This window comes from Ruegeria sp. CG1 (assembly GCF_056537265.1).
Genome location: NZ_JBQFRF010000002.1, coordinates 38,462 through 59,822 on the forward strand (window position 1 = coordinate 38,462; position 21,361 = coordinate 59,822).

22 protein-coding genes, 1 other RNA gene and 1 riboswitch are annotated in these 21,361 nt (G+C 57.4%); of the genes, 12 read left to right on the forward strand and 11 right to left on the reverse strand.

Annotated elements, in window-relative coordinates:
• Positions 1 to 19: 19 nt before the first annotated feature.
• The 5 genes from ACR0AU_RS05865 to ACR0AU_RS05885 form a co-directional block, all read right to left on the reverse strand.
• Complete coding sequence (locus tag ACR0AU_RS05865; protein WP_480795404.1) at positions 20 to 1,597, reverse strand: ABC transporter ATP-binding protein; 1,578 nt, start codon at positions 1,595 to 1,597, stop codon at positions 20 to 22.
• Positions 1,594 to 2,700, reverse strand: a complete 1,107-nt coding sequence (locus tag ACR0AU_RS05870) for an ABC transporter permease (RefSeq protein WP_170398652.1) — start codon at positions 2,698 to 2,700, stop codon at positions 1,594 to 1,596. Before ACR0AU_RS05870 ends, ACR0AU_RS05865 begins: the two co-directional genes overlap by 4 nt.
• Entirely contained in the window at positions 2,701 to 3,795 is a 1,095-nt protein-coding gene (locus ACR0AU_RS05875) for a microcin C ABC transporter permease YejB (protein ID WP_170398655.1), read from the reverse strand.
• A 1-nt stretch (position 3,796) separates the two neighbouring features.
• The gene (locus ACR0AU_RS05880) at positions 3,797 to 5,707 is read right to left on the reverse strand and encodes an extracellular solute-binding protein (RefSeq protein WP_170732480.1); all 1,911 of its coding nucleotides are present in this window, start codon (positions 5,705 to 5,707) and stop codon (positions 3,797 to 3,799) included.
• Positions 5,708 to 5,881: 174 nt separating this feature from the next.
• Positions 5,882 to 6,391: a c-type cytochrome gene (locus ACR0AU_RS05885; protein WP_170398660.1), complete on the reverse strand. Its 510-nt coding sequence runs from the start codon at positions 6,389 to 6,391 to the stop codon at positions 5,882 to 5,884.
• Between the two features lie 121 nt (positions 6,392 to 6,512).
• Here ACR0AU_RS05885 and ACR0AU_RS05890 point away from each other — a divergent pair, with 121 nt between their 5' ends.
• A complete protein-coding gene (locus ACR0AU_RS05890) occupies positions 6,513 to 7,346 on the forward strand; it encodes a prephenate dehydratase (RefSeq protein ID WP_170732482.1) in 834 nt (277 codons plus the stop codon).
• Between the two features lie 116 nt (positions 7,347 to 7,462).
• On the opposite strand, the gene ACR0AU_RS05895 is transcribed toward ACR0AU_RS05890, so the two are convergent.
• From ACR0AU_RS05895 to nudC, 3 genes are read right to left on the reverse strand one after another with little or no spacing between them, the layout of a single operon-like run.
• Positions 7,463 to 7,960: an N-acetyltransferase family protein gene (locus ACR0AU_RS05895; RefSeq protein ID WP_480795405.1), complete on the reverse strand. Its 498-nt coding sequence runs from the start codon at positions 7,958 to 7,960 to the stop codon at positions 7,463 to 7,465.
• A gap of 14 nt (positions 7,961 to 7,974) precedes the next feature.
• On the reverse strand, positions 7,975 to 8,442 hold the full coding sequence (locus ACR0AU_RS05900; protein ID WP_170508814.1) for an SRPBCC family protein: 468 nt from the start codon (positions 8,440 to 8,442) through the stop codon (positions 7,975 to 7,977).
• Positions 8,443 to 8,481: 39 nt separating this feature from the next.
• Positions 8,482 to 9,465, reverse strand: coding sequence for an NAD(+) diphosphatase (gene nudC, locus ACR0AU_RS05905; protein WP_480795406.1), 984 nt, complete (start codon positions 9,463 to 9,465; stop codon positions 8,482 to 8,484).
• Between the two features lie 196 nt (positions 9,466 to 9,661).
• Here nudC and ACR0AU_RS05910 point away from each other — a divergent pair, with 196 nt between their 5' ends.
• From ACR0AU_RS05910 to rsgA, 3 genes are all read left to right on the forward strand, one after another.
• Positions 9,662 to 11,524, forward strand: coding sequence for a bifunctional 2',3'-cyclic-nucleotide 2'-phosphodiesterase/3'-nucleotidase (locus ACR0AU_RS05910; protein ID WP_170732487.1), 1,863 nt, complete (start codon positions 9,662 to 9,664; stop codon positions 11,522 to 11,524).
• A gap of 38 nt (positions 11,525 to 11,562) precedes the next feature.
• Positions 11,563 to 11,661: signal recognition particle sRNA small type (ffs, locus tag ACR0AU_RS05915), an RNA gene on the forward strand.
• A gap of 159 nt (positions 11,662 to 11,820) precedes the next feature.
• Positions 11,821 to 12,849 carry a ribosome small subunit-dependent GTPase A gene (gene rsgA / locus ACR0AU_RS05920; protein WP_170732489.1) on the forward strand — a complete coding sequence of 343 codons (1,029 nt, stop codon included), beginning with the start codon at positions 11,821 to 11,823 and terminating at the stop codon, positions 12,847 to 12,849.
• Positions 12,850 to 12,885: 36 nt separating this feature from the next.
• Here rsgA and ACR0AU_RS05925 read toward each other — a convergent pair whose 3' ends face one another.
• Positions 12,886 to 13,743 (reverse strand): alpha/beta fold hydrolase, encoded by an 858-nt coding sequence (locus ACR0AU_RS05925; RefSeq protein WP_170732491.1) that lies wholly within the window; start codon positions 13,741 to 13,743, stop codon positions 12,886 to 12,888.
• Positions 13,744 to 13,864: 121 nt separating this feature from the next.
• Positions 13,865 to 14,085: riboswitch (cobalamin riboswitch) on the forward strand.
• A gap of 91 nt (positions 14,086 to 14,176) precedes the next feature.
• Between ACR0AU_RS05925 and ACR0AU_RS05930 the strand changes: the two genes are divergently transcribed.
• Entirely contained in the window at positions 14,177 to 14,584 is a 408-nt protein-coding gene (locus ACR0AU_RS05930; protein ID WP_480795407.1) for a hypothetical protein, read from the forward strand.
• Positions 14,585 to 14,588: 4 nt separating this feature from the next.
• Here ACR0AU_RS05930 and ACR0AU_RS05935 read toward each other — a convergent pair whose 3' ends face one another.
• Positions 14,589 to 15,089, reverse strand: coding sequence for a phosphatase domain-containing protein (locus ACR0AU_RS05935; RefSeq protein WP_170398687.1), 501 nt, complete (start codon positions 15,087 to 15,089; stop codon positions 14,589 to 14,591).
• 172 nt (positions 15,090 to 15,261) lie between these two features.
• On the opposite strand from ACR0AU_RS05935, the gene ACR0AU_RS05940 reads away from it, so the two are divergent.
• The 5 genes from ACR0AU_RS05940 to ACR0AU_RS05960 all read left to right on the forward strand — a co-directional run bounded on the left by ACR0AU_RS05940 (position 15,262) and on the right by ACR0AU_RS05960 (position 19,387).
• The gene (locus ACR0AU_RS05940; RefSeq protein WP_480795408.1) at positions 15,262 to 17,022 is read left to right on the forward strand and encodes a DNA polymerase III subunit gamma/tau; all 1,761 of its coding nucleotides are present in this window, start codon (positions 15,262 to 15,264) and stop codon (positions 17,020 to 17,022) included.
• A 235-nt stretch (positions 17,023 to 17,257) separates the two neighbouring features.
• On the forward strand, positions 17,258 to 17,602 hold the full coding sequence (locus ACR0AU_RS05945) for a YbaB/EbfC family nucleoid-associated protein (protein ID WP_170398693.1): 345 nt from the start codon (positions 17,258 to 17,260) through the stop codon (positions 17,600 to 17,602).
• A gap of 64 nt (positions 17,603 to 17,666) precedes the next feature.
• A complete protein-coding gene (gene recR / locus ACR0AU_RS05950) occupies positions 17,667 to 18,260 on the forward strand; it encodes a recombination mediator RecR (protein ID WP_480795409.1) in 594 nt (197 codons plus the stop codon).
• 155 nt (positions 18,261 to 18,415) lie between these two features.
• Positions 18,416 to 18,784, forward strand: coding sequence for a hypothetical protein (locus ACR0AU_RS05955; RefSeq protein ID WP_170732495.1), 369 nt, complete (start codon positions 18,416 to 18,418; stop codon positions 18,782 to 18,784).
• Positions 18,785 to 18,898: 114 nt separating this feature from the next.
• Positions 18,899 to 19,387, forward strand: a complete 489-nt coding sequence (locus ACR0AU_RS05960) for a hypothetical protein (RefSeq protein ID WP_170732496.1) — start codon at positions 18,899 to 18,901, stop codon at positions 19,385 to 19,387.
• Here ACR0AU_RS05960 and ACR0AU_RS05965 read toward each other — a convergent pair.
• Complete coding sequence (locus ACR0AU_RS05965; protein WP_170732497.1) at positions 19,384 to 20,013, reverse strand: ribonuclease T2; 630 nt, start codon at positions 20,011 to 20,013, stop codon at positions 19,384 to 19,386. The genes ACR0AU_RS05960 and ACR0AU_RS05965 overlap by 4 nt on opposite strands.
• Positions 20,014 to 20,143: 130 nt before the next feature.
• Between ACR0AU_RS05965 and ACR0AU_RS05970 the strand changes: the two genes are divergently transcribed.
• Both ACR0AU_RS05970 and ACR0AU_RS05975 read left to right on the forward strand, forming a co-directional pair.
• Complete coding sequence (locus ACR0AU_RS05970; RefSeq protein WP_170398707.1) at positions 20,144 to 20,905, forward strand: DUF1013 domain-containing protein; 762 nt, start codon at positions 20,144 to 20,146, stop codon at positions 20,903 to 20,905.
• A 54-nt stretch (positions 20,906 to 20,959) separates the two neighbouring features.
• Positions 20,960 to 21,349 carry a hypothetical protein gene (locus ACR0AU_RS05975; RefSeq protein ID WP_170514749.1) on the forward strand — a complete coding sequence of 130 codons (390 nt, stop codon included), beginning with the start codon at positions 20,960 to 20,962 and terminating at the stop codon, positions 21,347 to 21,349.
• The last annotated feature ends 12 nt before the right edge of the window (positions 21,350 to 21,361 follow it).

The following is a 21,361-nucleotide window of genomic DNA, read 5'->3' on the forward strand; positions in this document are numbered from 1 at the left end:
CAAAGGCGCGGGGTGCGTGTCAGCCCGCCGCCGCAATCAGCTCGCGGGTATAGTCGGTCTGAGCGTGTTCGAACAAATCTTCGGCAGCGCCCATCTCGACGACATCGCCGTTTCGCATGACGATCACGTTGTGGGACATCGCGCGCACGACCTTCAGATCGTGACTGATGAACAGATAGGCCAGCCCGTATTTCCTTTGCAGCTCACGCAGCAGGTCAACGATCTGCACCTGCACGGTCATGTCCAGCGCACTTGTAGGCTCGTCCAGAACCAGCAGCTTGGGCCGCAACACCATGGCGCGGGCGATGGCGATCCGCTGGCGTTGCCCGCCGGAAAACTCATGCGGATAGCGGTCCATCGCAGAGGGGTCCAATCCGACCTCGTTCATCACTTCGGCCACCAGATCGCGCGGGGCGCGATGAGGATCGACCTTATGGATGGCCAGCCCCTCGGCGATGATCTGCATGCAGGTCATCCGCGGGCTGAGGCTGCCGAACGGATCCTGAAATACGATCTGCATGTCCTTGCGCAACCGCCGCAACTCGCGCGTTGACCAGCGGCGCACATTCTGGTCGCGGAAAGTGATCCCGCCCTCGGACGCGATCAGACGCATGATCGCCAGCGCCAGCGTCGTCTTGCCCGAGCCGCTCTCCCCCACGATCCCAAGCGTTTCCCCGGCACGGACGCTGAGGGTCGCGTCGTTGACGGCCTTCACATAGCCTACGGTCCGTTTCAGGAAACCGCGCTGGATCGGGAACCAGACTTTCAGGTGATCGGTGCGGGCTACCTCTTCGGCATCCGGGGCCACCGGGTCGGGGTGCCCGGACGGCTCGGCCTCCAGAAGCTTGCGAGTATAGGGGTGTTGCGGGTTGTCGAAAATCTCCGTTGTCACTCCGGCTTCGACAATTTCACCGTCCTTCATCACGCAAACCCGGTCGGCGATGCGGCGGACGATGCCAAGGTCATGGGTGATGAACAACATCCCCATGTTCTCGGACTTTTGCAGTTCGGCCAGCAACTCCAGAATCTGCGCCTGGATGGTGACGTCCAGCGCCGTTGTCGGCTCATCCGCGATTAAAATGTCCGGCTTGTTCGCCAACGCCATCGCGATCATCACGCGTTGACGCTGCCCGCCGGACAACTGGTGCGGATAGCTGTCCAGCCGCTCCTCGGGGTCTCGGATGCCGACCTTGGTCAGCAGTTCTACAATCCGTTCCCGCGCCTCATCGCCGGTAACGCCCTGATGCAGTGCCAGCGATTCCGCCATCTGTTTCTGGATCGTGTGCAATGGATTGAGCGAGGTCATCGGCTCCTGAAAGATGAAACTAATGTCGTTGCCGCGCACGTCCATCAACCTGTCTTCGGACGCGCCAATCATCTCTTGACCGCGATAGGTGACTGAGCCTTCGACAATTGCGCTATCACCCAGCAGCGACACAGTGCTCAACGCCGTCACGGATTTTCCCGAACCGGATTCGCCCACCAAAGCCACCGTTTCACCGCGGTCGACGGTAAAGGACACGCCTTTGACTGCCGCACTCACCTGCCCGTCCTGCCGGAACGAGACCTTGAGGTTGTTCACATCCAAAAGGCTCATGAGAAGGTCTTTCTGGGATCAAACGCATCGCGGACGCCTTCAAAAATGAAGACCAACAGCGACAGCATGATGGCAAAGGTGAAGAAGGCAGTGAAGGCCAGCCACGGTGCCTGAAGGTTCTGTTTCGCCTGCAAAGTCAACTCTCCAAGCGACGGTGCTGAAGACGGCAAACCGAAGCCAAGGAAATCCAGCGAAGCCAGCCCACCGATGGTTCCGGTCACGATGAACGGCATGAAGGTCAGCGTGGCGACCATCGCATTAGGCAGCATGTGGCGAAACATGATCGTCATGTTACCCACGCCCAGCGCCCGCGCGGCACGGACATACTCCAAATTTCGTGCCCGCAGGAATTCAGCGCGCACGACGCCCACCAGTCCGGTCCAACTGAACAGGATCATCAGAATCACCAAGAGCCAGAAACTTCGCCCAAGAATCGCGAACATGATGATAATGACATAAAGCGAGGGTGTCGCCGACCAGATCTCGATAATACGTTGGAAGATCAGATCCAGCCAACCGCCAAAGAACCCCTGAATGGCCCCAGCAAAAATGCCGATCAAACTGGCCACACCGGTGACGAGTAAAGTGAACAGGATCGACAGGCGGAAGCCATAGATGACTCGAGCTAACACATCTCGCTTGGTGTCGTCAGTGCCGAGCAGATTCTGACCATTGGGCGGCAGCGGTGCAGCGCCCGGGCGGTCCACGCTGGTGTTGAAGGAATACGGGATTGGAGGCCAGATGGCCCAGCCTCGCTCAAACCCATCCGCTTCGAACGTGCCCGCCTTGATTTCGTCGATAATACCTTCGGGGTCATCGAAGCACTGATCCAATCCGCCGCTATCGATCAGGCACATGACCTCGGGGTCGCGATAGATCGCCTCGGTCTGGAAATCACCGCCGAACTCAGTCTCGGCGTAAAAGTTGAAGACAGGCGTGTAGATTTCACCCCGGTACTTTACCAGGATCGGTTTGTCGTTGGCGATGAACTCGGCAAACAGCGATAGGCCGAACAACACCGAGAAGATGATCAGCGACCAGAACGCCCTGCCATTGCGCCGGAAGTTGCGCCAACGGCGCTGATTGAGAGGGGAGAGTGCCATTTACCCCTCCCGCTTTTCGAAATCGATACGCGGGTCAACGAGCACATACATCAGATCGCTGATAATGCCGACGACCAGCCCCATCAGGCCAAATATGAAAAGCGTACCAAAAATTACCGGATAGTCGCGCGCCACTGCGGCCTCAAAGCCCAGACGCCCAAGACCATCGAGCGAGAAAATGGTTTCAATGATGATCGATCCACCGAAGAACACACCAATGAATACAGCAGGGAAACCTGCAATCACGATCAGCATCGCGTTGCGGAAGACATGACCATACAGCACCTTACTTTCACTCAAACCCTTGGCGCGAGCGGTCATCACGTACTGCTTCTTGATCTCATCCAGAAACGAGTTCTTGGTCAGCAGCGTCAGCGTTGCAAAGGCCGAGATGGTCAGCGCGATTATCGGCAAAGCGATGTGCCAGAAATAGTCAGTAATCTTTCCAAACAGGCTGAGGCTGTCCCAGTTGTCCGAAGTCAAACCCCGTAGCGGGAAAATCTGCCAGTAAGAGCCACCGGCGAACAACACCAGCAGCAGAATGGCAAACAGGAAACCGGGGATAGCATAGGCCACGATGATCGCACCGCTGGTCCAAGTATCAAAGCTCGACCCGTCCTTGATCGCCTTGCGGATACCCAGCGGGATCGACACCAGATAGGCGATCAGCGTCGACCACAGACCCAGCGAAATAGACACCGGCATCTTTTCCAGAACCAGATCAATCACACTGATCGAGCGGAAATAGCTCTCGCCAAAATCCAGCGTCAGGTAGTTGCCCATCATGCCTAGAAAGCGTTCCAGTGGCGGTTTGTCGAAGCCAAACTCTTTTTCCAGTTCAGCGATGAATTCGGGCGGAAGGCCACGCGCACCGACGTATTTGTCATCAAAGGCACCACCTGCGGGCTCGGCCCCGGCTCCGGCATCGCCACCACCAGCGAACCCAGCAAAGACGTCGCCCTGCCCTTCGATCTGCGCGATGATCTGTTCAATGGGACCACCGGGCACGAACTGCACCAGCGTGAAGTTGACGATCATGATGCCCAGAAGGGTCGGAATGACCAGCAACAGGCGTCTTAGGATATAGGCGCCCATGTTATCGCAGCGCGCCTTTGGCTTTCAGGTCAGCCTCTTTCTCGGGGTTGATCCACCACAGATCGAGATACCCAAGCGAGAATGGAGGCAGGTTTTCAGGGTATTCGTACATGTCGTAATAAGCCGTCCAGTAATCCGCCACATACCCATCGGGAATGACGAAGAACTCATAACGCAAGACACGATCCAACGCCATCAGCGCAGCATCCTGTTCTGCCTGATTTGTCGTGTCGAATGACGCTTCGATCACAGCGTCAACAAGCGGGCTGGCAAGACCGGCAGGGTTGAACAAGCTGAACGCGGCTTCCTCCGATCCGTACATCTGACTGAGACCCCCGCCGGTCGACAGGAACGAGCCGTAGCGGTTCGAATATACCATATCATAATCACGCTCACGCCGCCGCAGGGTGAATTGAGAAGGATCTACCTTCTCTGCCGAAGCATCCACACCGATCGACTGCAGGTTCTGCACATAGGTCTCGATCATGGTGGCGGTCGAGGTTGGAATGCTCGACGCATACGGAATATTGACCTTCAGCGTCTGCCCATCGGCATTGCGGCGCAGATTGCCGTCGCCGACGGGCCAACCAGCCTCGTCCAGCAGTTTCGAGGCTTGCCGCAAATTGCGACGGTCGTTCAACCGAGCTGGATTGGATTCGTGGACGACAAGCGCAGGCTCGCTGAACACCTCGGCCGGAACCACGTCACCCAGCGTTTCCAGAAACGCCAGTTCGGCACCCTCCGGCACGCCTGTCGCTTCAAGATGTGTCCCCTGCACAAATGAACTGCGCGGTGCGTTCAGACCGAACATCAGCGATTCATTTGCCCATTCGAAATTGAACGCCAGCGCCAGCGCTTTACGCACATTCTTGTCGGCAAATTGAGGCTTGCCCAGATTGAAAACGAAACCCGACGGCGTCGGTGGGCTACCATCCACGATCTCGTCCTGCACGACAAACCCTTCGCTGAGTTTCGGGAAATCGTAACTAGAGGCCCAGAGCTTGGGGTCACTTTCGATACGCATCGTGTATTCGCCCGCCTTGAACCCTTCGAAGGCGGCGGTTTGATCCGCGAAATACTCGATCCGGATAGTGTCGTAATTGTTGCGGCCTATGTTGATCGGCAGATCCTTGCCCCAATAATCGTCGCGACGCTTGTAGACTATACGACGGTTGATGTCATAGCTGTCCAGTTTGTAAGGACCTGAACCAACGGCGACCTCCAGCCGCGGTTCGTCCAGACGACGGCTTTCATCGGCCTCGAACCAGGCTTTTGAAAATACCGGGGTCGACCCGACGGTTTCGATCAACCCGCGCCGGGTGACATCCGGACTAAAAGTAAATTTTACAGTGTGGTCATCCAGAGCTTCAGCCCCTGTAACCATGCGCCCGACGGCTTGCGCATAAGACGGCAAACCCTGCTCAATGAACAAACGATGACTATAGACGACGTCTTCGGCAGTCACCGGGGTGCCATCCCAGAACATAGCTTCGGGGCGCAGATTGAAGATCACATAATTGCGCCCTTCGTCATATTCCATACTTTCCGCAACAACCCCATAATACTGCCCGACACTGTCCGCGGTACTTTCGATCAGCGGGTCATATTGAAGCGTAGTCAAAGCGCCTGCCCGCCCCTTGCGCGAATAAGGGTTCAGGGAATCAAACGTACCTGAGCCCGATAAAGACAGCTCTCCGCCCTTTGGTGCGTCTGGGTTGACGTAGTTCAAGTACGGATAGTCGGCCGGATAATCCAGATTTCCGAAATAGGAATACCCGTGGCTGCGCGTGACGCCCTCTTCATTGGCACGGGCAGGATCGCTGCTGCCCAGAACCAGTGTCGCCGAAATCCCAAAAGCCGCAGCCCAAGCGTGAATTCCGGTAAAGCGCATCTGGGGCAGAAGGGGTTTCATCAGGCTCGTCCTCTGAATTTCTGTCATCTTCATTGTCGTGCCCGCCAGCTAAAGGTCCAGCACTGTCAGTTGCAAGTTTAGAATGCGTGAACGCTTTGTGAAGTTCTTCTCAGACAAAAAATAAAGCCGCTGCGCAAGGCAGCGGCTTTAAATCCAGCAAATCTGATCAACAGATCAGTTGCCGATGGTCTGCAGATACGCAATCAGATCGGCGCGTTCTTGTGGTTTTTTCAGGCCAGCAAAGCTCATCGAAGTGCCCGAGATATAGGCGCTTGGGCGTTCTAGGAACGCGTCCAGGGCTTCGGGTGTCCAGTTGCCACCATGCGCCTGCATCGAGGCCGAATAACCGGTAAAGCCTTTAGCTGAGGCAACCGGGCGATCTACGACACCATAAAGGTAAGGACCTGTACCATTGGCGCCGTCTTCCAGTTTGTGGCAAGCGGTGCACTTGCGGAATACGCGCGCGCCTTTTTCCGGATCGGCTGCAGCCAACATATCTTCAAAGACTACTTCTTCGCCGTCCGCGCTTTCGCCCGAGCTTTCGGTTTCGATAATGTAAGCAGCTTCGGCAAGATGGCTGTCAGAGCTATAGAGGACATCCGCCCCCCATTTTGCCAGAAGCAACACCAGGAAGGTGCCAAACAAGCCGGCTGCGGCTTTGGTAACTGTCATCGTGTCGAACATTTTGATCGCGTGTCCATTTCAGCTGTCTGCGGGGTGTCTAAGGCTTCCCCTGAGAAGACGCAAGGTATAGACACCGCGACTAAACGCCCAATTCAAGAACTTGTTGCACGGAAACGACCAAATGACCAATCGCATAGCATTTCAGGGAGAACCCGGCGCATACAGTCACGAAGCCTGCCGGAACGCGCGACCGGATATGGACGCCCTGCCCTGCCGCACTTTCGAAGATGTGATCGAATCAGTGCGCTCAGGTGAGGCTGATCTGGCCATGCTACCGGTGGAAAATACCACCTATGGTCGTGTGGCCGATATTCACCGCCTGCTTCCGGATAGCGGGCTGCACATCATCGACGAAGCATTTGTGCGCGTGCACATCAACCTGTTGGGCGTACCGGGCGCGACTCTGGAGGATATCACTGAGGCGCATTCCCACCTCGTCTTGCTACCACAATGCGCAGGTTTCCTGAAGCAACACGGAATTCGTGGCAGGGTCAGCCCGGATAATGCTCGTGCCGCACGCGAGGTCGCCGAGATCGGCGACAAACACTCCGCAGCGTTAGCCAGTGAGCTGGCAGGTGAGATTTACGGCCTCAACGTTTTGGCCCGTCACATTGAAGATCAGGGCGACAACACGACCCGTTTTCTGGTGATGTCTCGTGAGGCCGACGAATCGCGCCGTGGTGATCACGGCATGATCACAAGTTTTGTCTTTCAGGTGCGTAACATCCCGGCGGCGTTGTACAAAGCGATGGGCGGATTTGCCACCAACGGAATCAACATGACCAAGCTGGAAAGCTATATGGTCGACGGGTCCTTCACCGCGACCCAGTTCTATGCCGATATCGTGGGTCATCCAGGCGATCGAAATGTGCAACTGGCGATGGATGAGCTTGAGCATTTTACCACCAACGTAGAAGTCCTCGGTGTTTATCCGGCGGCGCAACCTCGTGGATAGTGCAGGCAATCGGCTCGCCCCTTCAAAGGAACGGCCTGGATAGGCGGGGCAGCTACGCTTGCAGCTTAGAACGGTAACTTGAGTCCTTCGGTGCGACATCCTGAAAGTGCGGCGGACTACGGGTTGGTCACTCCGGTCCCCATGCGAAAGACCTTGCATATCGCGCCATCCATCTGCCGGTACTCTCTGAATCCCATCGCCTCATAATAGCCAAGGCCGTCGAAATTGTTGGCCCCGATCGTAGCATCGATAGCGGGCAATCCCTGCTGCCGAGCGGCTTGAAGAGAACGTTTGAACAACGCCCGACCGATACCACATCGCGCAGCGGACGGTTTGATATGCGTCCCAATGATGCCCCACTCGACCGCAACGCCATACGGGTTGTTTCGGGTGGCAAGCTTCAACGACTGGAAACCCAGTATCTGTCCGTCCGGCGCAACGGCAAGGCTACACTGAATCCGCTCAGGGTCGCAGATGTAATGCGTCAGTGCAAAGGCGCTGTCGGCGGGCTTGGTCCGCTTTCCGGCCGCTACAAGCGCTGTTAGCACACCGGACAAGCCATCCGCATCGGCTTCGACAGCGTCGCGTATGATCGGTCTCGTTAAAGTACTCATCTACTTCTCGGTTGTCAGACACCATGGAGGTGTCGTTCCTCCATATCGCGCGCGAATTCGCTGAGACGGGTCTGGAACTGTCGCCTGAATCGGGATTGCCCTAACTTCAGGGATTGAAGCAATAGGCGGGCGGGCAGCGTTTTCGCACCCAGCGATGTTTCAACGCGCAGCCGTGTCCGACGTTGGGAAAGCGCCAAAAGCTCGATCACCGTGTCGCCGTTCATTCCCTTGCTGCTGGACTGGAACCGCATCAAGGACGGGCGATCGCATTCTGTCATCTCGATAATGATATGACGTGGCTTGCCACGTATTTTGAATTCGGTCTCCCAGGTTATTCCGGCCTGCGGCACAACCGACCCCGTGACCCGACGCACATCGACCCCGCGCCGCAAGGCTTTGCGTTCGAAGCGTTCAAAATCCGAGACCATGGTGAAGACCGTCTCGATTGGGACATCGATATCTTCCTGCGCTGAAAACTGCATGTTTGCTTTTCTCTGCCCTAGATTGGGTTCAGTTTCTCGTCAGTCCAGCGTGTCTGCAAGCCAGTGTTGCAACAAAAAGTGCGCAATCGCACCTTTTCGGGCAGGCAACAGCTTAGGGTGATCCCCAGCGAAGGCCTGCATCATCTCTGTCCGGGTGACCCAGATCGCATCCTCGATCTCGACCGGATCGATCTGGATATCGCGCGATAACGCCTCGCCTGCGCATCCAAACATCAGGGATGCGGGAAAGGGCCAGGGTTGGCTTGCAAGATAGCGCACCGCACCCACGGGCACGCCCGCCTCTTCCATCACTTCGCGCCGCACAGCGGCTTCCAGCGTTTCACCGGGCTCAACAAAACCAGCCAAAAGCGAATACATGCCTTCAGGCCAGCCCGGAGAGCGCCCCATCAGCACCGAATTGCCATGGGTAATCAACATGATGACCACAGGATCGGTGCGCGGGAAATGCTGGCCGCCGCAGGCCGGGCAACTGCGCTGCCATCCACCCTGAGACATCTCGCTGCGGGCACCACATCGGGCACAGAATTGATGCGTTTCGTGCCAGCCGATCACCGCCTTGGCGGTTGCCGCAATCTCTGCGTCTCGTGGGTTGAGGCGTGTCATGATGCGGCGCAGCTCGGCAAAGACACACCCCTCGGGCAGATCAGAGTGCTGCTGTTCGCTGCGGTCGACAAAATCTCCGACACCGGATAAATCCAGCCCTTCAGCCGCCCAGCCCGAGATGTCCATGGCAAAAAGCGGCGATCCATCCTCGGATTTTCCAAGGAAAATCGGTTGCTCGATCACACCGCCCGGGCCCTGTTCGAGAATCTTGTGCGCCATCGGAAGCCGGGCGAGCCGGTCCAGTGCCTCACCCTCAACCAACAGTTTGCCACGCCACAGCAACACACATGTTGCCAAAGGGTCACGATAAACCTGTGCCAGTTTGTCCGCGTCGCCGCGCAGCAAACCCGCCCGATCCAGTGCCGAGCCGCCAAATGTCACCTGTTCTGCGCGTTTCATGCCTGCCGTTCCTGACTGCCGCGCAAAGGGCTGCCACGTCTTACCTGATCGTGCAACGGGTATCGACCAAACATTTTTCGACCCTGCCGCGGAATGACCGCAGCATCGCCCCGGAAATTGCATTAAATCGGCCTCATGGTGGAAACGTTGGCACACTGACAGCTACAAGTTGAAGATATTGAAATCAAAGTATTTAATGCGACAACGAAGAGATGCAGATGATGGCGCACGGATTCGAATCCTTGCTACATCCGATCTACACATGCACCTGACGTCATATGATTACTATTCGGATCGCCCCGAACCTGCGATTGGTTTGACCCGTACCGCCAGCCTGATTCACGAGGCGCGCAGACAGGCTGAACGCGACGAAGCCCTTGTGCTGTTGTTTGACAATGGTGATAGCCTGCAGGGAACGCCATTTGGCAACTGGGCAGCTGAAAACGTGCCAGACGCCCATCCCCTGCCACGCGCGTTCAACACGTTAAACTATGACGCGATCGGATTGGGTAATCACGATTTCGGATTTGGGTTGGAACTCGTCAATCGCATCGCTCGCCAAACCGCCTGCCCAATGATTTGCAGCAATATGCAAACCACTCAGACCGAACAAGGGTGGGATGCACACACGATTCTGCATCGAGTTGTCAGACTAAATGGACAGGGCACCGCAATCCGCATCGGGGTTCTTTCTGTTTTGCCCACTCAAACCGCACAGTGGGAAGCACATCTGCTAACGGACCGGGTCGTGGTAACAGACATTCTCGCCGCTGCGTGGCGCGCTGCTGAAGATCTCAGCGTGCAAGGTTGCGATCTGATTGTCGCCCTTGCGCATACCGGACTGGGATCGGCAATGGCCGAGCCGGATATGGAAAACGCGATCATCCCGCTGGCCGAGATGCCGCTGATTGATGCCGTCGTCGCAGGCCACACCCATCTGACACTGCCCGGAAAGGCGCATGATGGTTATCCATTCGTCGACAGTACGCGGGGGCTTGTGCATGGAACGCCGGTTGTCATGCAGGGTTGGGCCGGGTCTCATCTTGGGATCATTGATCTGACACTGCAAAAAGATACCACCGGCGATTGGCGCATTACAGGCAGCCATGTCGAAGCGCGGGCAATCGCTCAATCGGGCACAGAAATACCCGAATGCCCAAGGATCACAGAGCTGTTTGCGACCGGCCACGCTGCGACGCGCAAAAGGGTGACCAGGCCAGTGGGCACAATCCCACACACGCTACACAGCTACTTCTCATATTGCATACCGGATCGCGGTCTGGCCTTGGTTGCGGCGGCTCAGGCCGCTGCCCTACGCCCGCATTTGGTCGATACCGACTGGGCAGATTTGCCGATCATATCGTCAGCCGCCCCGGCAAAGTTCGGCGGGCGCGCAGGAAGCAAGTACTACACTGATATCCCCTCAGGCGAGATTTCAGTTCGACATATCGCTGATCTCAGTGTCTTTCCTAATGAATTGCGCGCGATGCTGGCCTCAGGTTCTCAGATTCGGGACTGGCTTGAGATGTCAGCCGGGCTGTTCCATCAACTTGGATCAGACGCCCCGATCGATCTTGCCGATCCTCAGCGCACGGGCTTCAATTTCGATGTCCTGCATGGCGTCACCTACCAGATCGATCTTTCGCAACCGGCGCGGTTCGATACGCTCGGTCGAGTGATTGATCCGGCATTTTCCCGCATACGCAACCTGGAATTCGATGGGCAGCCGATTGCGCCTGACCAGAGTTTCCTTGTCGCCACCAATAACTACCGCGCCAATGGCGGTGGTCATTTTCCAATTGCGCGACAAGCCCGTATGATTGACCTGCCTCAGATCAGCATACAGGATATTCTATGCAAATACGTCGCGGGCACATTGCCCGCCGACCCACTCGCGCATGCACCGCGCCCCTTTTCTTTTGTACCAAACCAAAGGCAGGGCGCGATCCTGACAACGGGGCCACGCGCGCTACACCATGTTGCAGAGCTTGCTGAGTATCATCCACGCATTCTGCCCGACTATGCGGATGGTTTCATGCGCATTCATCTGACCTTCTGACGGGTTGCCATTTTCAGGGGATGCACCTATATCGGCTTTGAGAGGTTGGCGCGGGCGAGCGCCTCGCCAACCTGGTCAGGTCCGGAAGGAAGCAGCCACAACGAGCCCCGCTTGGGTCGATGTCCAACCTCTCACTTAGAACCTATCAGCCGCAGGAGGGCGTTTATGATTGTAGCAAAAACCCTTCGGGCAGACCGGTTCTGATCCTTTCCGATCAACTGATTGCCTGAACACGTCGCCGGCGGATGCGCGATTGCCATTCGACGGGATTGCTGTTTCTGATCACAGGCAGACCAATGTTACTTTCCTTTTCGGACCTCGGATGGTCCTCTCATTTCGCGGCTCAGCATACGGCTGATCCGTCACTTCTTCCGTATCGCATCTCGGCCGTACACCGGGATCGACTGATCGGGCTGAGCCCTGAAGGTGAATCGCCTTTGTTATCTCTGGATCAATCAACCGGCGCATATGCCGTTGGGGATTGGGTTCTGGCGGATGAAAACAAACGCATACGCCGAGTGCTGGACCGGCGCAGCCTGCTGCAGCGCCGGGCCGCAGGTACAGGGGCAGCGGCGCAGCTGATTGCTGCAAATGTTGATGTGCTGTTCATCGTCAGTTCCTGCAACGCCGATTTCAATATGCCACGATTGGAGCGGTATCTTGCGCTGGCGCATCAGGCAGGCTGCTATCCGGTGGTCGTTCTGACCAAATCGGACATGTGCGATGATCCGAGCCTTTATGTAGATCAAGCCCAATCGCTCGCCCCGTTTCTGACGGTACTTGCGGTCAACGCGCTGGATCACGGCGATCTCGAACAAGTTCTGTCGTGGTGTCCGAAAGGACAAACCAGCGCCTTGCTTGGATCATCCGGCGTTGGGAAAACGACGCTCGCCAACGGGATGACGGGGCAGGATCAGGCCACCGCAGGTATTCGCGAAGACGATGCGCGCGGCAGGCACACAACAACTGCACGCGCCTTGCATCGCATGCGCAATGGCGGCTGGCTGATCGATACGCCCGGCATGCGCGCGTTGCGTCTGCTGGATGCGCAGGAGGGGTTGGATGAGGTATTTTCGGACATCTCAGACCTCAGCCTGGATTGCCGCTTCTCGGATTGTCAGCACGAGTCTGAGCCCGGATGTGCGGTGCAGGCGGCAATCGACGCTGGTACGCTTGATCCCGCGCGGCTGGACCGCTGGCGCAAGCTGCGGCGCGAAGACCAACACAATTCCGCTTCGGTGGCGCAGGCCCGCGCCCGTGACAAGGCTTTCGGCAAGATGGTGCGCAGCGTGATGCACGAGAAAAAATCCCGTAAAGGGCTATAACGAAGCTGGGCACCGACCTACCGGTGCCCAGCGCTATCAGGCGATCAGCCTAGGCCAGACTGCCGCATTCCGTCTTGCGAATGCACCGATATGGCCGATCTTGGACACTCCGAATTCGCTTGGTGCAAGCAGATGGCGCCCGGCTTTGGGTCCATAGAGATCGGCAAGACGCCAGACAGCATCCGGCGGCACCATTTCATCATCTGCGAAGGTAAACAGATCGACACGTTTGCCCAAGTCTTTCCAGCGGGCGGCGGGCAGTGTCGTGCCGATCTCTGGCACATAGCTTTTGGGGGCGGTGCACCATTTGCGCCATTGCCAATAGACTTGGGCAGGCAGGTCCGATCCAAACCCGACCAACCGCCCGGGCAGGTAGCCAAGCGCCTTGACCACCAGCGGCGCGTGACCATACCAGAACAACGCCGCCAAAGCGCGATAAGGCCAAGGGTGATCCGCCAGCGTTACCAGACCCGAACAGACACAGATCATCCTGTCAATCTGATCGATATCGGGTTGGATCGGGCCAAACATTCCGCCCAAGGAATGACCGATGCTCCATAGCTTGGCCTGCGGAAACCGTCGGCGCATCTCGGCCCGGGCGGCTGGAATGTCGATCAACGCCCAATCGGCCATGGTGACATTTGACCGCTTTTGCGAACCCACCAAAGAGTGACCAAAATCCCGGTAATCGTAAGTCAGGCAGGCCATGCCCTGTTCTTCGGCGAGCCATCGGGCGAAGTACTGATAGTAATCCCTCGGCACCCCAGTCGCACCGTTTATGACGACCACCTTTTCGGGGTCGGCAACCGGACGGTAAAGCCGCGCCGACAACATTGCCGGGCCGGACGGGATTTGAAAATCCTCGGTCACAACCGCCTGCTGCGTGTCCAACATGGTGCCCTCCAATACCGACTGAACTGATCAGTTCACCCGAAGCGCCTCAAGTCAAGGTTGACGTGACTGGACCATACGTCACTTGCCTGACGCAATCTTCTTGACTCGGGCACGGCGCAGCCGCTAGCCATGTCGCGATGGTTCTCGCGCCCAATCGGGCCGGGATGAAAAGGGAACACGGTGCGGTTCTGCCCGAATAAATCCGGAAAGAACCTAGTCCGAGACTGCCCCCGCAACTGTAAGCGGAGAGCAATGCCGAGATACCACTGGCTTTGAAGGCTGGGAAGGTCGGCAAAGCGATGACCCGCAAGTCAGGAGACCTGCCATCGGATGTAGAACCGAAACTCGGGCGGGGTGTCCGGGACGGGTTTGATCGTGCTCCGCAACGACCAACCTGTGCCACGCCCTCGCCTTGCGCGCGGAGGGCGCATTGATGATCTGGAAGACCAAAACACACGAATTCGCGGCGACCGTGTGCCAACGTACTGGCGCGCCCTGCCCCGCATTGGCACAGATGGCGCGGGCTCTGACGCAGACCATGTCCGCCACAAAACCGGTCACGAAAACTGAGTTTGAGATTGAAGGCACCATAGATCTGTCGCACTGCCCGGAAGGATGCACCGCCCGCTTTCGCGCCCAATGCGACCAGATACGTGTATTCTGCGGAACCGATCCTGAAATCGATACCGGCCGGCTGGATGACTACGCAGACATGATGTTCGGAACCGAGTACCGCAGCCTACCCGCAGACCTGCTAAGGAATCCTCCTTGCGCCATGCTTGAGGCTTCGCTTCTGGTGCAGCACAACGGTGGCGAAATCTCGCCACATGTTGGTATCTAAGCCGTCAAACGGCTTGAACACGGGCCGGTTCAACGGCCCAAAGCATCTGGGCATTTGTCTCGACTGCGCAAGGACGCACCGTACGCAATCGCTTCAATGCCGCCTCAGGCCGTTCACCGCATTCAACCATCAGACGCAGAACCACCATCCCGGATCGGCCACAGCCACCACGGCAATGCACTAGTACACGGCCACCACCTGACAACGCCTGACGTGCGGTCGCGCCAACGCGGGGCCAGCGGTCCAAAATCTCTTTGGGTGGCGTGCCAAAATCTTCGATCGGCAAATGCACCCATCTGCTGGCACGCCCCTGAATATCAGCGCCAAAATTCCGCGCACCATCCTGAATCATCTCGACCTCAGTCGTCATCGAGATCACAAGCCCGGGCTTCCAGTCTGCGATAAGATCAAGGTCTTCTGTATACGTTCCTCCACGCCCAGGCATCGAGGACAAGGCCAAGGTGCCTCCGCCAACCTGCAACGCATAAACCACCAGTTGCGACATAATCTCCCCCCAAACAAACTTCACCCAACAACATACTGGTCCAGTAAATAGAATAGAGTGGATTTTAGCCGCATACCCACGCATTCCAAAATGAAAATCGTCCCGGCTGGCTGTGGACGCGGGCGGCGGGGGCCTCTACGCTGCGGCGTAACGCGAATCCGACAGAGCAGACATGACCGAGACGCCCAGCCCCGCCTACCAGGTTCTTGCCCGCAAATACCGCCCCGAAACCTTTGCCGATCTGGTCGGTCAGGACGCCATGGTGCGCACTCTGAAAAACGCCTTCGAGGCGGACCGGATCGCGCAGGCCTTCATAATGACCGGTATCCGCGGTACCGGCAAGACGACGACCGCTCGGATCATAGCCAAGGGTATGAACTGCATCGGTCCCGATGGCAGCGGCGGCCCTACAACCGAACCCTGCGGTCAATGTGAACATTGCGTGGCTATCATGGAGGGCCGCCATGTCGACGTGATGGAGATGGACGCCGCCAGCCGCACCGGTGTCAATGACATCCGCGAGATCATAGACAGCGTACGCTATCGCGCTGCATCCGCGCGCTACAAGATCTATATCATCGACGAGGTTCACATGCTGTCGACCAGCGCTTTTAACGCGCTGCTCAAGACGCTGGAAGAACCCCCCGAACACGTGAAGTTCATCTTTGCTACCACCGAGATTCGCAAGGTCCCGGTGACCGTCCTGTCCCGTTGCCAGCGCTTTGATCTGCGCCGGATCGAGCCGGAGGATATGATCGGACTGCTGCGCAAGATTGCAGGTGCCGAAGGGGCACAGATTGCCGAGGATGCGTTATCGTTGATCACCCGGGCCGCCGAGGGATCGGCGCGGGATGCGACCTCACTGCTGGATCAGGCGATCTCGCACGGGGCCGGTGAAACCAGCGCGGATCAGGTGCGCGCGATGCTGGGGCTGGCCGATCGGGGCCGGGTGCTGGATCTGATGGATATGATCCTGCGCGGCGATGCTGCAGGCGCGTTGACCGAGCTGAGCGGGCAATATGCCGAAGGGGCTGATCCACTCGCCGTCTTACGCGATCTGGCTGAAATCACGCATTGGGTTTCGGTGGTCAAGATCACCCCGGATGCCGCCGAAGATCCCACTGTTTCCCCCGACGAACGCGCCCGAGGTCAACAAATGGCCGAGGCTCTGCCCATGCGAGTCCTTACACGCATGTGGCAAATGCTGCTGAAAGCGCTCGAGGAAGTTTCCGCCGCACCCAACGCGATGATGGCTGCGGAAATGGCCGTGATCCGCCTGACCCATGTGGCCGACTTACCTAGCCCGGAGGAGCTGATCAAGCGTCTGCAAGATACGCCTCCGCCGCCCGATGGTGGCCCCGGCAAGGGAATCGGTGCGCCTGGACATACTCTTTCCGCGCCACAGGATGTGGCCCGACCGGCCTATGCCGCATCGGGAATCGGCGGCAACGCAGGCGGGCCAACAGCCGCGCTGGCCCAAGATGTGCAGGCAGCGCTGGCACGCTATCCAACTTTTGAACATGTGGTCGAACTGATCCGAGCCAACCGGGACGTGAAGTTGTTGGTCGAGGTTGAAAACGGCGTGCGTCTGGTATCCTACCAACCAGGCAGGATCGAGTTCGCCCCAACCGACAACGCCCCGACCGACCTGTCACAACGATTGGGCGCGTCGCTGCAGCGTTGGACAGGCAACCGGTGGGCCGTTTCTATTGTCGCTGAGGGCAACGCACCGACCATTGCCGAGGTACGGGACGCTGCAGACTTGGCACTGAAGGCCGAGGCTGAACAGCATCCTCTGGTGCAAGCAGTGCTGACTCATTTCCCGAAAGCGCGGATCAAGAGCATCGAAACCGCAGAACAACGCGCCGCTCAGGTCGAAACCGAAGCCCTGCCCGAGGTTGAAGACGAATGGGACCCGTTCGAAGAAGACTGACCAACTAGCACACGGGCACCTTGTCCAAATGCTCCCGCACCCGCCACGGGCCATCGGCTGACGCCGATACCCCTGAGCGGCTTTGGGCCCGGCAGCGCCCCTTGCGCGCTGCCGGGCCCAACGGGAAGAAAGGTCTTGCCAAAGACCTTGACGACGAGCGGGAGTATCCTGACCTCTTGTGCCGCACGGTTACGCTTCGTATCTAGGCCACAAATCGAGTGACAGGAGATTACCGATGCTAAAAGGTTTAGGCGGCCTGGGTGACATGGCCAAGATGATGAAATCCGCGCAGGATCTGCAGACCAAGATGACTGACATGCAGGAAGAGCTGAACACCATCATGGTTGTCGGCGAATCCGGTGCCGGGCTGGTCAAGGCCACCGCGACCGCCAAGGGCGAGTTGAAAGGTCTGGATATCGACCCGTCGATCTTTAACGGTGACGATAAGGAAGTAGTCGAAGACCTCATCCTCGCCGCGATCAAGGACGCCCAAACCAAGGCGCAGGAACGTTCACAGGCAGAAATGGCCAAGCTGACCGAAAGCATGGGCCTGCCCGCAGACATCAAGCTGCCGTTCTGATACACCCTCCTGACGGATCTATGGCCGGGGCGTGTTTCTCTGGCCCAATTGCGAGGGTCTCACGGTGAGTTCGAACAGTGACATCGACAATCTGATCGACCTGATGGCCAAGCTGCCCGGTCTCGGCCCCCGCTCGGCCCGCCGCGCAGTCCTGCACCTGATCCGCAAACGCGCCCTGCTGCTAACGCCGCTTTCTGACGCCATGCAGCAGGTAGCCGTAACTGCCCGTGAATGCCTGAACTGCGGCAATGTGGGCACCACTGATATCTGCGACATCTGTAACAACGAGGCTCGCGCAACCGGAGAGCTGTGCGTGGTCGAGGACGTAGCCGACCTTTGGGCGATGGAGCGTGCCGGGGTCTTCAAGGGTCGCTATCACGTTCTGGGCGGCACTTTGTCCGCTCTGGACGGCGTCGGTCCTGATGAGCTGCGTATCCCTCGGTTGAAGGACCGGGTTGTGGCCGAGGGTATCACCGAAATCATCCTCGCCTTGAACGCCACCGTCGATGGTCAGACCACCGCGCATTACATCGCGGATCAGTTGGAGGGGCAGGTGCGCCTGACCTCGCTAGCACAAGGTGTGCCGATTGGGGGCGAGTTGGACTATCTGGATGACGGGACGATCACGGCAGCGCTTAGGGCGAGGAAGGAATTATAGTCTTTTTCGCTTCAAAGATGAAATATGTAACAACTAAGATGCAGAAACTCAAACCAGCCGTGCGTTCGCAGATCATGGCACTAGGTGCTGTAGTGTTTTGCTGTCTCGCAAGCGCGGCGAGTCCAGAACATCTTAGACTAGCTGTGATCTCAAACATGGACGATCAGACACTTGATGCGTTTTACAATAGAATTGCCGCAGAAAACCCGGTCGTTGACCCCTTTGCTCGTCCAAGTGGAATCGATGATACAGACATACTTGTCATTCTGTTAGAAAACTGGGCGGACGTTGAAATTCTTCCAAATTGTGGTCCCCTGGACCCATTATTTGCGAATATCGGAAAGAACCGTCCAGATACTGTAAGATTCGAAGCATCGGCCAAGAGGTCTAGTGGCACCGAATTGAGGATTGTTGCGTACGCTCTTGCGAGCACAAACTACAAATCGTTGGCGTGTTACGCTGAAGATATTGCTGCAGTACTTCGCAACAACTTCGACGTTTTAAACTCAGACGACTGCCAGTAGTTTGAAAGCTACTTTGTTTTCAACGATGGGGCGTCATTACACGTTTATCATATTGATTGACCCTACTACGTTAGTAGGCATCAAAATCGCCACATGATGTTGGGAAACCATACTATGAGCCGCCTTCTCGCCCTCACCCTAGCCACCTTCACTGCCACCGCCGCACTGTCCCAAGAACTCATCGACAAAGGTTTTGTCGAAGGCTGGAACATCATGATGGACCCCAATCTTGGCAATGGGTGCCTGATACAAACCGTGTATCAGGACCTCTCGGTGGTGCGGCTAGGCTATGACGCGTTGGATAATCGCGGGTATTTCACCGTTTACAACAAGGCTTGGGGCGACATTAAACCGGGGGAACAATATCCAATCCGGTTTGAGCTGGACGGCAAGAGCTTTGATGCCACCGCCATCGGGTTCAAGCAGGATCGCGTGCCCGGCGCGACGGTGTTCTTTACGGACCGGAGTTTCGTCACCTCGATTGCGCAGAACAAGACCATGACCGTCTATAATCCGGAAGGCCAGACCGTCATGGCGATTGATCTGAAAGGCACCGCCAAAGCGCTGGATTATGCGCGCGACTGCCAGAACAAAAAGCTCTAACGAATCGGATCAAACACCGCGTCTTTAGCGGTGCAATCACGGATCACGTCGCGGCCACAGGGCACCGGGTCAAGATCGCGGGACAAGCACAGGCGGACTTCTTCGATATAGCCTTGCTTACAGGTGATGGTGATCATGTCAGGCTCGAGCGTGGGATTGGCTTTGAGAAAGGCCTCTTCCACCACCGAAGCGGGCAGTTTGACCGTCGCGTCCAGCTTGCGGAACACCTCGGGGCGCGCAACTCCTGCATAAGCCTGCCGCGACAGGGCGAAATAGTCGGGTGCACTGAGGCCCGAACAGGTGCCGTGCTTTTTCCATTGATGCCAGGCCAACCCGGATGAGCCCTGAATATCCTCCATTTCCCGCGTCATGCGGCGTGTGGGTGGCGCTTCGGACGTGCGACAATACGAAGGCCAGCCCTGATGGAATTGCGGCCAGAGCCCATGCAATATCCACCCATGATCGTGTCGCGTGTCGCACTGATCCGAGCCGCGCGCATCGCCTTCGCGGGCGCACCAATTGGGCGACCAGCTGAGCGACAGGACGTAGTAGTCAAAATCGCCCGCCTTTTCGCCCTCGGCCATCGCAGCCATGGCACTCAGCACCCACAAAATCGCCCAGCGCATTCGCCTCTTCCCTTCTTTAGCTGTCGCGACTATATAGGCCCCAAGTTCCCCGACAACGGAAACCTGCCCCATAGCTTCGGGGCCGCCGAATTCCGGCGACGGGACAGATGTATTTATAGGAGACGGGCTGATGGCAAAACCGCTTATGGCCAAGGCAACCGCCGTATGGCTGGTGGACAACACCACGATCAGCTTCAAGCAGATCGCGGATTTCGTAGGCATGCACGAGCTGGAAGTGCAGGGTATTGCGGATGGTGATGTGGCTGCAGGTGTCAAAGGGTTTGACCCGATTGCCAACAACCAGCTGACTCAGGAAGAAATTGACACCGCGCAAAACAACCCGCTGCACAAGCTGAAGCTGAAATTCAATCCGGCGGCATCAGGCGAAGAGAAACGCCGTGGTCCGCGCTACACCCCGCTGTCCAAGCGTCAGGACCGTCCGAACTCGATCCTGTGGCTGGTCAAGTTCCACCCGGAACTCAGCGACGGCCAGATTGCCAAGCTGGTCGGCACCACCAAGCCGACCATCCAGTCGATCCGCGAGCGGACGCACTGGAACATCTCGAACATGCAGCCGATCGATCCGGTTGCCCTGGGTCTGTGCAAACAATCCGAACTGGATGCCATCGTGCAAAAGGCCGCGGCCAAGAAAGCAGCCGAAGGTGGCGTGATGAGCGATGATGAGCGTCGCAAACTGGTCTCGACCGAACAGTCGCTCGAGATGGATTCAGCGCCCAAGATCCCGACCGCGATCGAAGGTCTCGAGACATTCTCGTTGTCCGAGGACACCAACGAGAAGGAAGACGAAGAGCCCATCGTCGATGCGGATAGCTTCTTCAACCTGCCCAAGGGTGGTGGTGATGAAGAAGACGAAGACGATCTGCGCCCCTGAGATGCGCATGGTCCCGGCCTCGAATAGCCGGGACCCGATTTTTTGGGTGATTTGATGCTAAAGGTTCTATCCTTATTCTTCGACGCGCATCGTGCCGTTTCAATCTATGTGTTCCTGAAATCCTGGTGGTTGGCCATTACAGGTGCCGTAGTGATGATCGCGATAGTCGCTGGCTTGCTGTTGCTGAATGACGACGGCAAGCACGAGCACGAGGCGTTTCTCACCGTCGCGGTTTTGTCGGCGACACCGATCAATGGCGATCTCAAGAACGGGGTCATTGCTTCGGTGCGCTTGCCGGATGGCTCAGCAGCATCAATCACGTCGACCGAAGGGCCGATTGCTCAGACAGTTGGAAACCAAGCCTGTATCGAGAAACGGGTTTTCATTGAAAGTGGAGAGCCAAGGTATCGGTTCAAACTGCCACGATATTGCGAAGCGAGCTAGAAAAGCAAAACC

Coding starts and splice junctions, on each gene's coding strand:
- ACR0AU_RS05960 (WP_170732496.1), top strand. CDS start 18,899: ATGAGCCGCCTTCTCGCCCTCACCCTAGCCACCTTCACTGCCACCGCC.
- ACR0AU_RS05925 (WP_170732491.1), bottom strand. CDS start 13,743: ATGTTGGACACGCAGCAGGCGGTTGTGACCGAGGATTTTCAAATCCCG.
- ACR0AU_RS05875 (WP_170398655.1), bottom strand. CDS start 3,795: ATGGGCGCCTATATCCTAAGACGCCTGTTGCTGGTCATTCCGACCCTT.
- ACR0AU_RS05870 (WP_170398652.1), bottom strand. CDS start 2,700: ATGGCACTCTCCCCTCTCAATCAGCGCCGTTGGCGCAACTTCCGGCGC.
- ACR0AU_RS05945 (WP_170398693.1), top strand. CDS start 17,258: ATGCTAAAAGGTTTAGGCGGCCTGGGTGACATGGCCAAGATGATGAAA.
- ACR0AU_RS05885 (WP_170398660.1), bottom strand. CDS start 6,391: ATGTTCGACACGATGACAGTTACCAAAGCCGCAGCCGGCTTGTTTGGC.
- ACR0AU_RS05930 (WP_480795407.1), top strand. CDS start 14,177: ATGATCTGGAAGACCAAAACACACGAATTCGCGGCGACCGTGTGCCAA.
- ACR0AU_RS05895 (WP_480795405.1), bottom strand. CDS start 7,960: ATGAGTACTTTAACGAGACCGATCATACGCGACGCTGTCGAAGCCGAT.
- ACR0AU_RS05955 (WP_170732495.1), top strand. CDS start 18,416: ATGGACGATCAGACACTTGATGCGTTTTACAATAGAATTGCCGCAGAA.
- ACR0AU_RS05975 (WP_170514749.1), top strand. CDS start 20,960: ATGCTAAAGGTTCTATCCTTATTCTTCGACGCGCATCGTGCCGTTTCA.
- ACR0AU_RS05890 (WP_170732482.1), top strand. CDS start 6,513: ATGACCAATCGCATAGCATTTCAGGGAGAACCCGGCGCATACAGTCAC.
- nudC (WP_480795406.1), bottom strand. CDS start 9,465: ATGAAACGCGCAGAACAGGTGACATTTGGCGGCTCGGCACTGGATCGG.
- ACR0AU_RS05910 (WP_170732487.1), top strand. CDS start 9,662: ATGCGACAACGAAGAGATGCAGATGATGGCGCACGGATTCGAATCCTT.
- ACR0AU_RS05965 (WP_170732497.1), bottom strand. CDS start 20,013: ATGCGCTGGGCGATTTTGTGGGTGCTGAGTGCCATGGCTGCGATGGCC.
- ACR0AU_RS05970 (WP_170398707.1), top strand. CDS start 20,144: ATGGCAAAACCGCTTATGGCCAAGGCAACCGCCGTATGGCTGGTGGAC.
- ACR0AU_RS05935 (WP_170398687.1), bottom strand. CDS start 15,089: ATGTCGCAACTGGTGGTTTATGCGTTGCAGGTTGGCGGAGGCACCTTG.
- ACR0AU_RS05940 (WP_480795408.1), top strand. CDS start 15,262: ATGACCGAGACGCCCAGCCCCGCCTACCAGGTTCTTGCCCGCAAATAC.
- ACR0AU_RS05900 (WP_170508814.1), bottom strand. CDS start 8,442: ATGCAGTTTTCAGCGCAGGAAGATATCGATGTCCCAATCGAGACGGTC.
- rsgA (WP_170732489.1), top strand. CDS start 11,821: ATGTTACTTTCCTTTTCGGACCTCGGATGGTCCTCTCATTTCGCGGCT.
- ACR0AU_RS05865 (WP_480795404.1), bottom strand. CDS start 1,597: ATGAGCCTTTTGGATGTGAACAACCTCAAGGTCTCGTTCCGGCAGGAC.
- ACR0AU_RS05880 (WP_170732480.1), bottom strand. CDS start 5,707: ATGAAACCCCTTCTGCCCCAGATGCGCTTTACCGGAATTCACGCTTGG.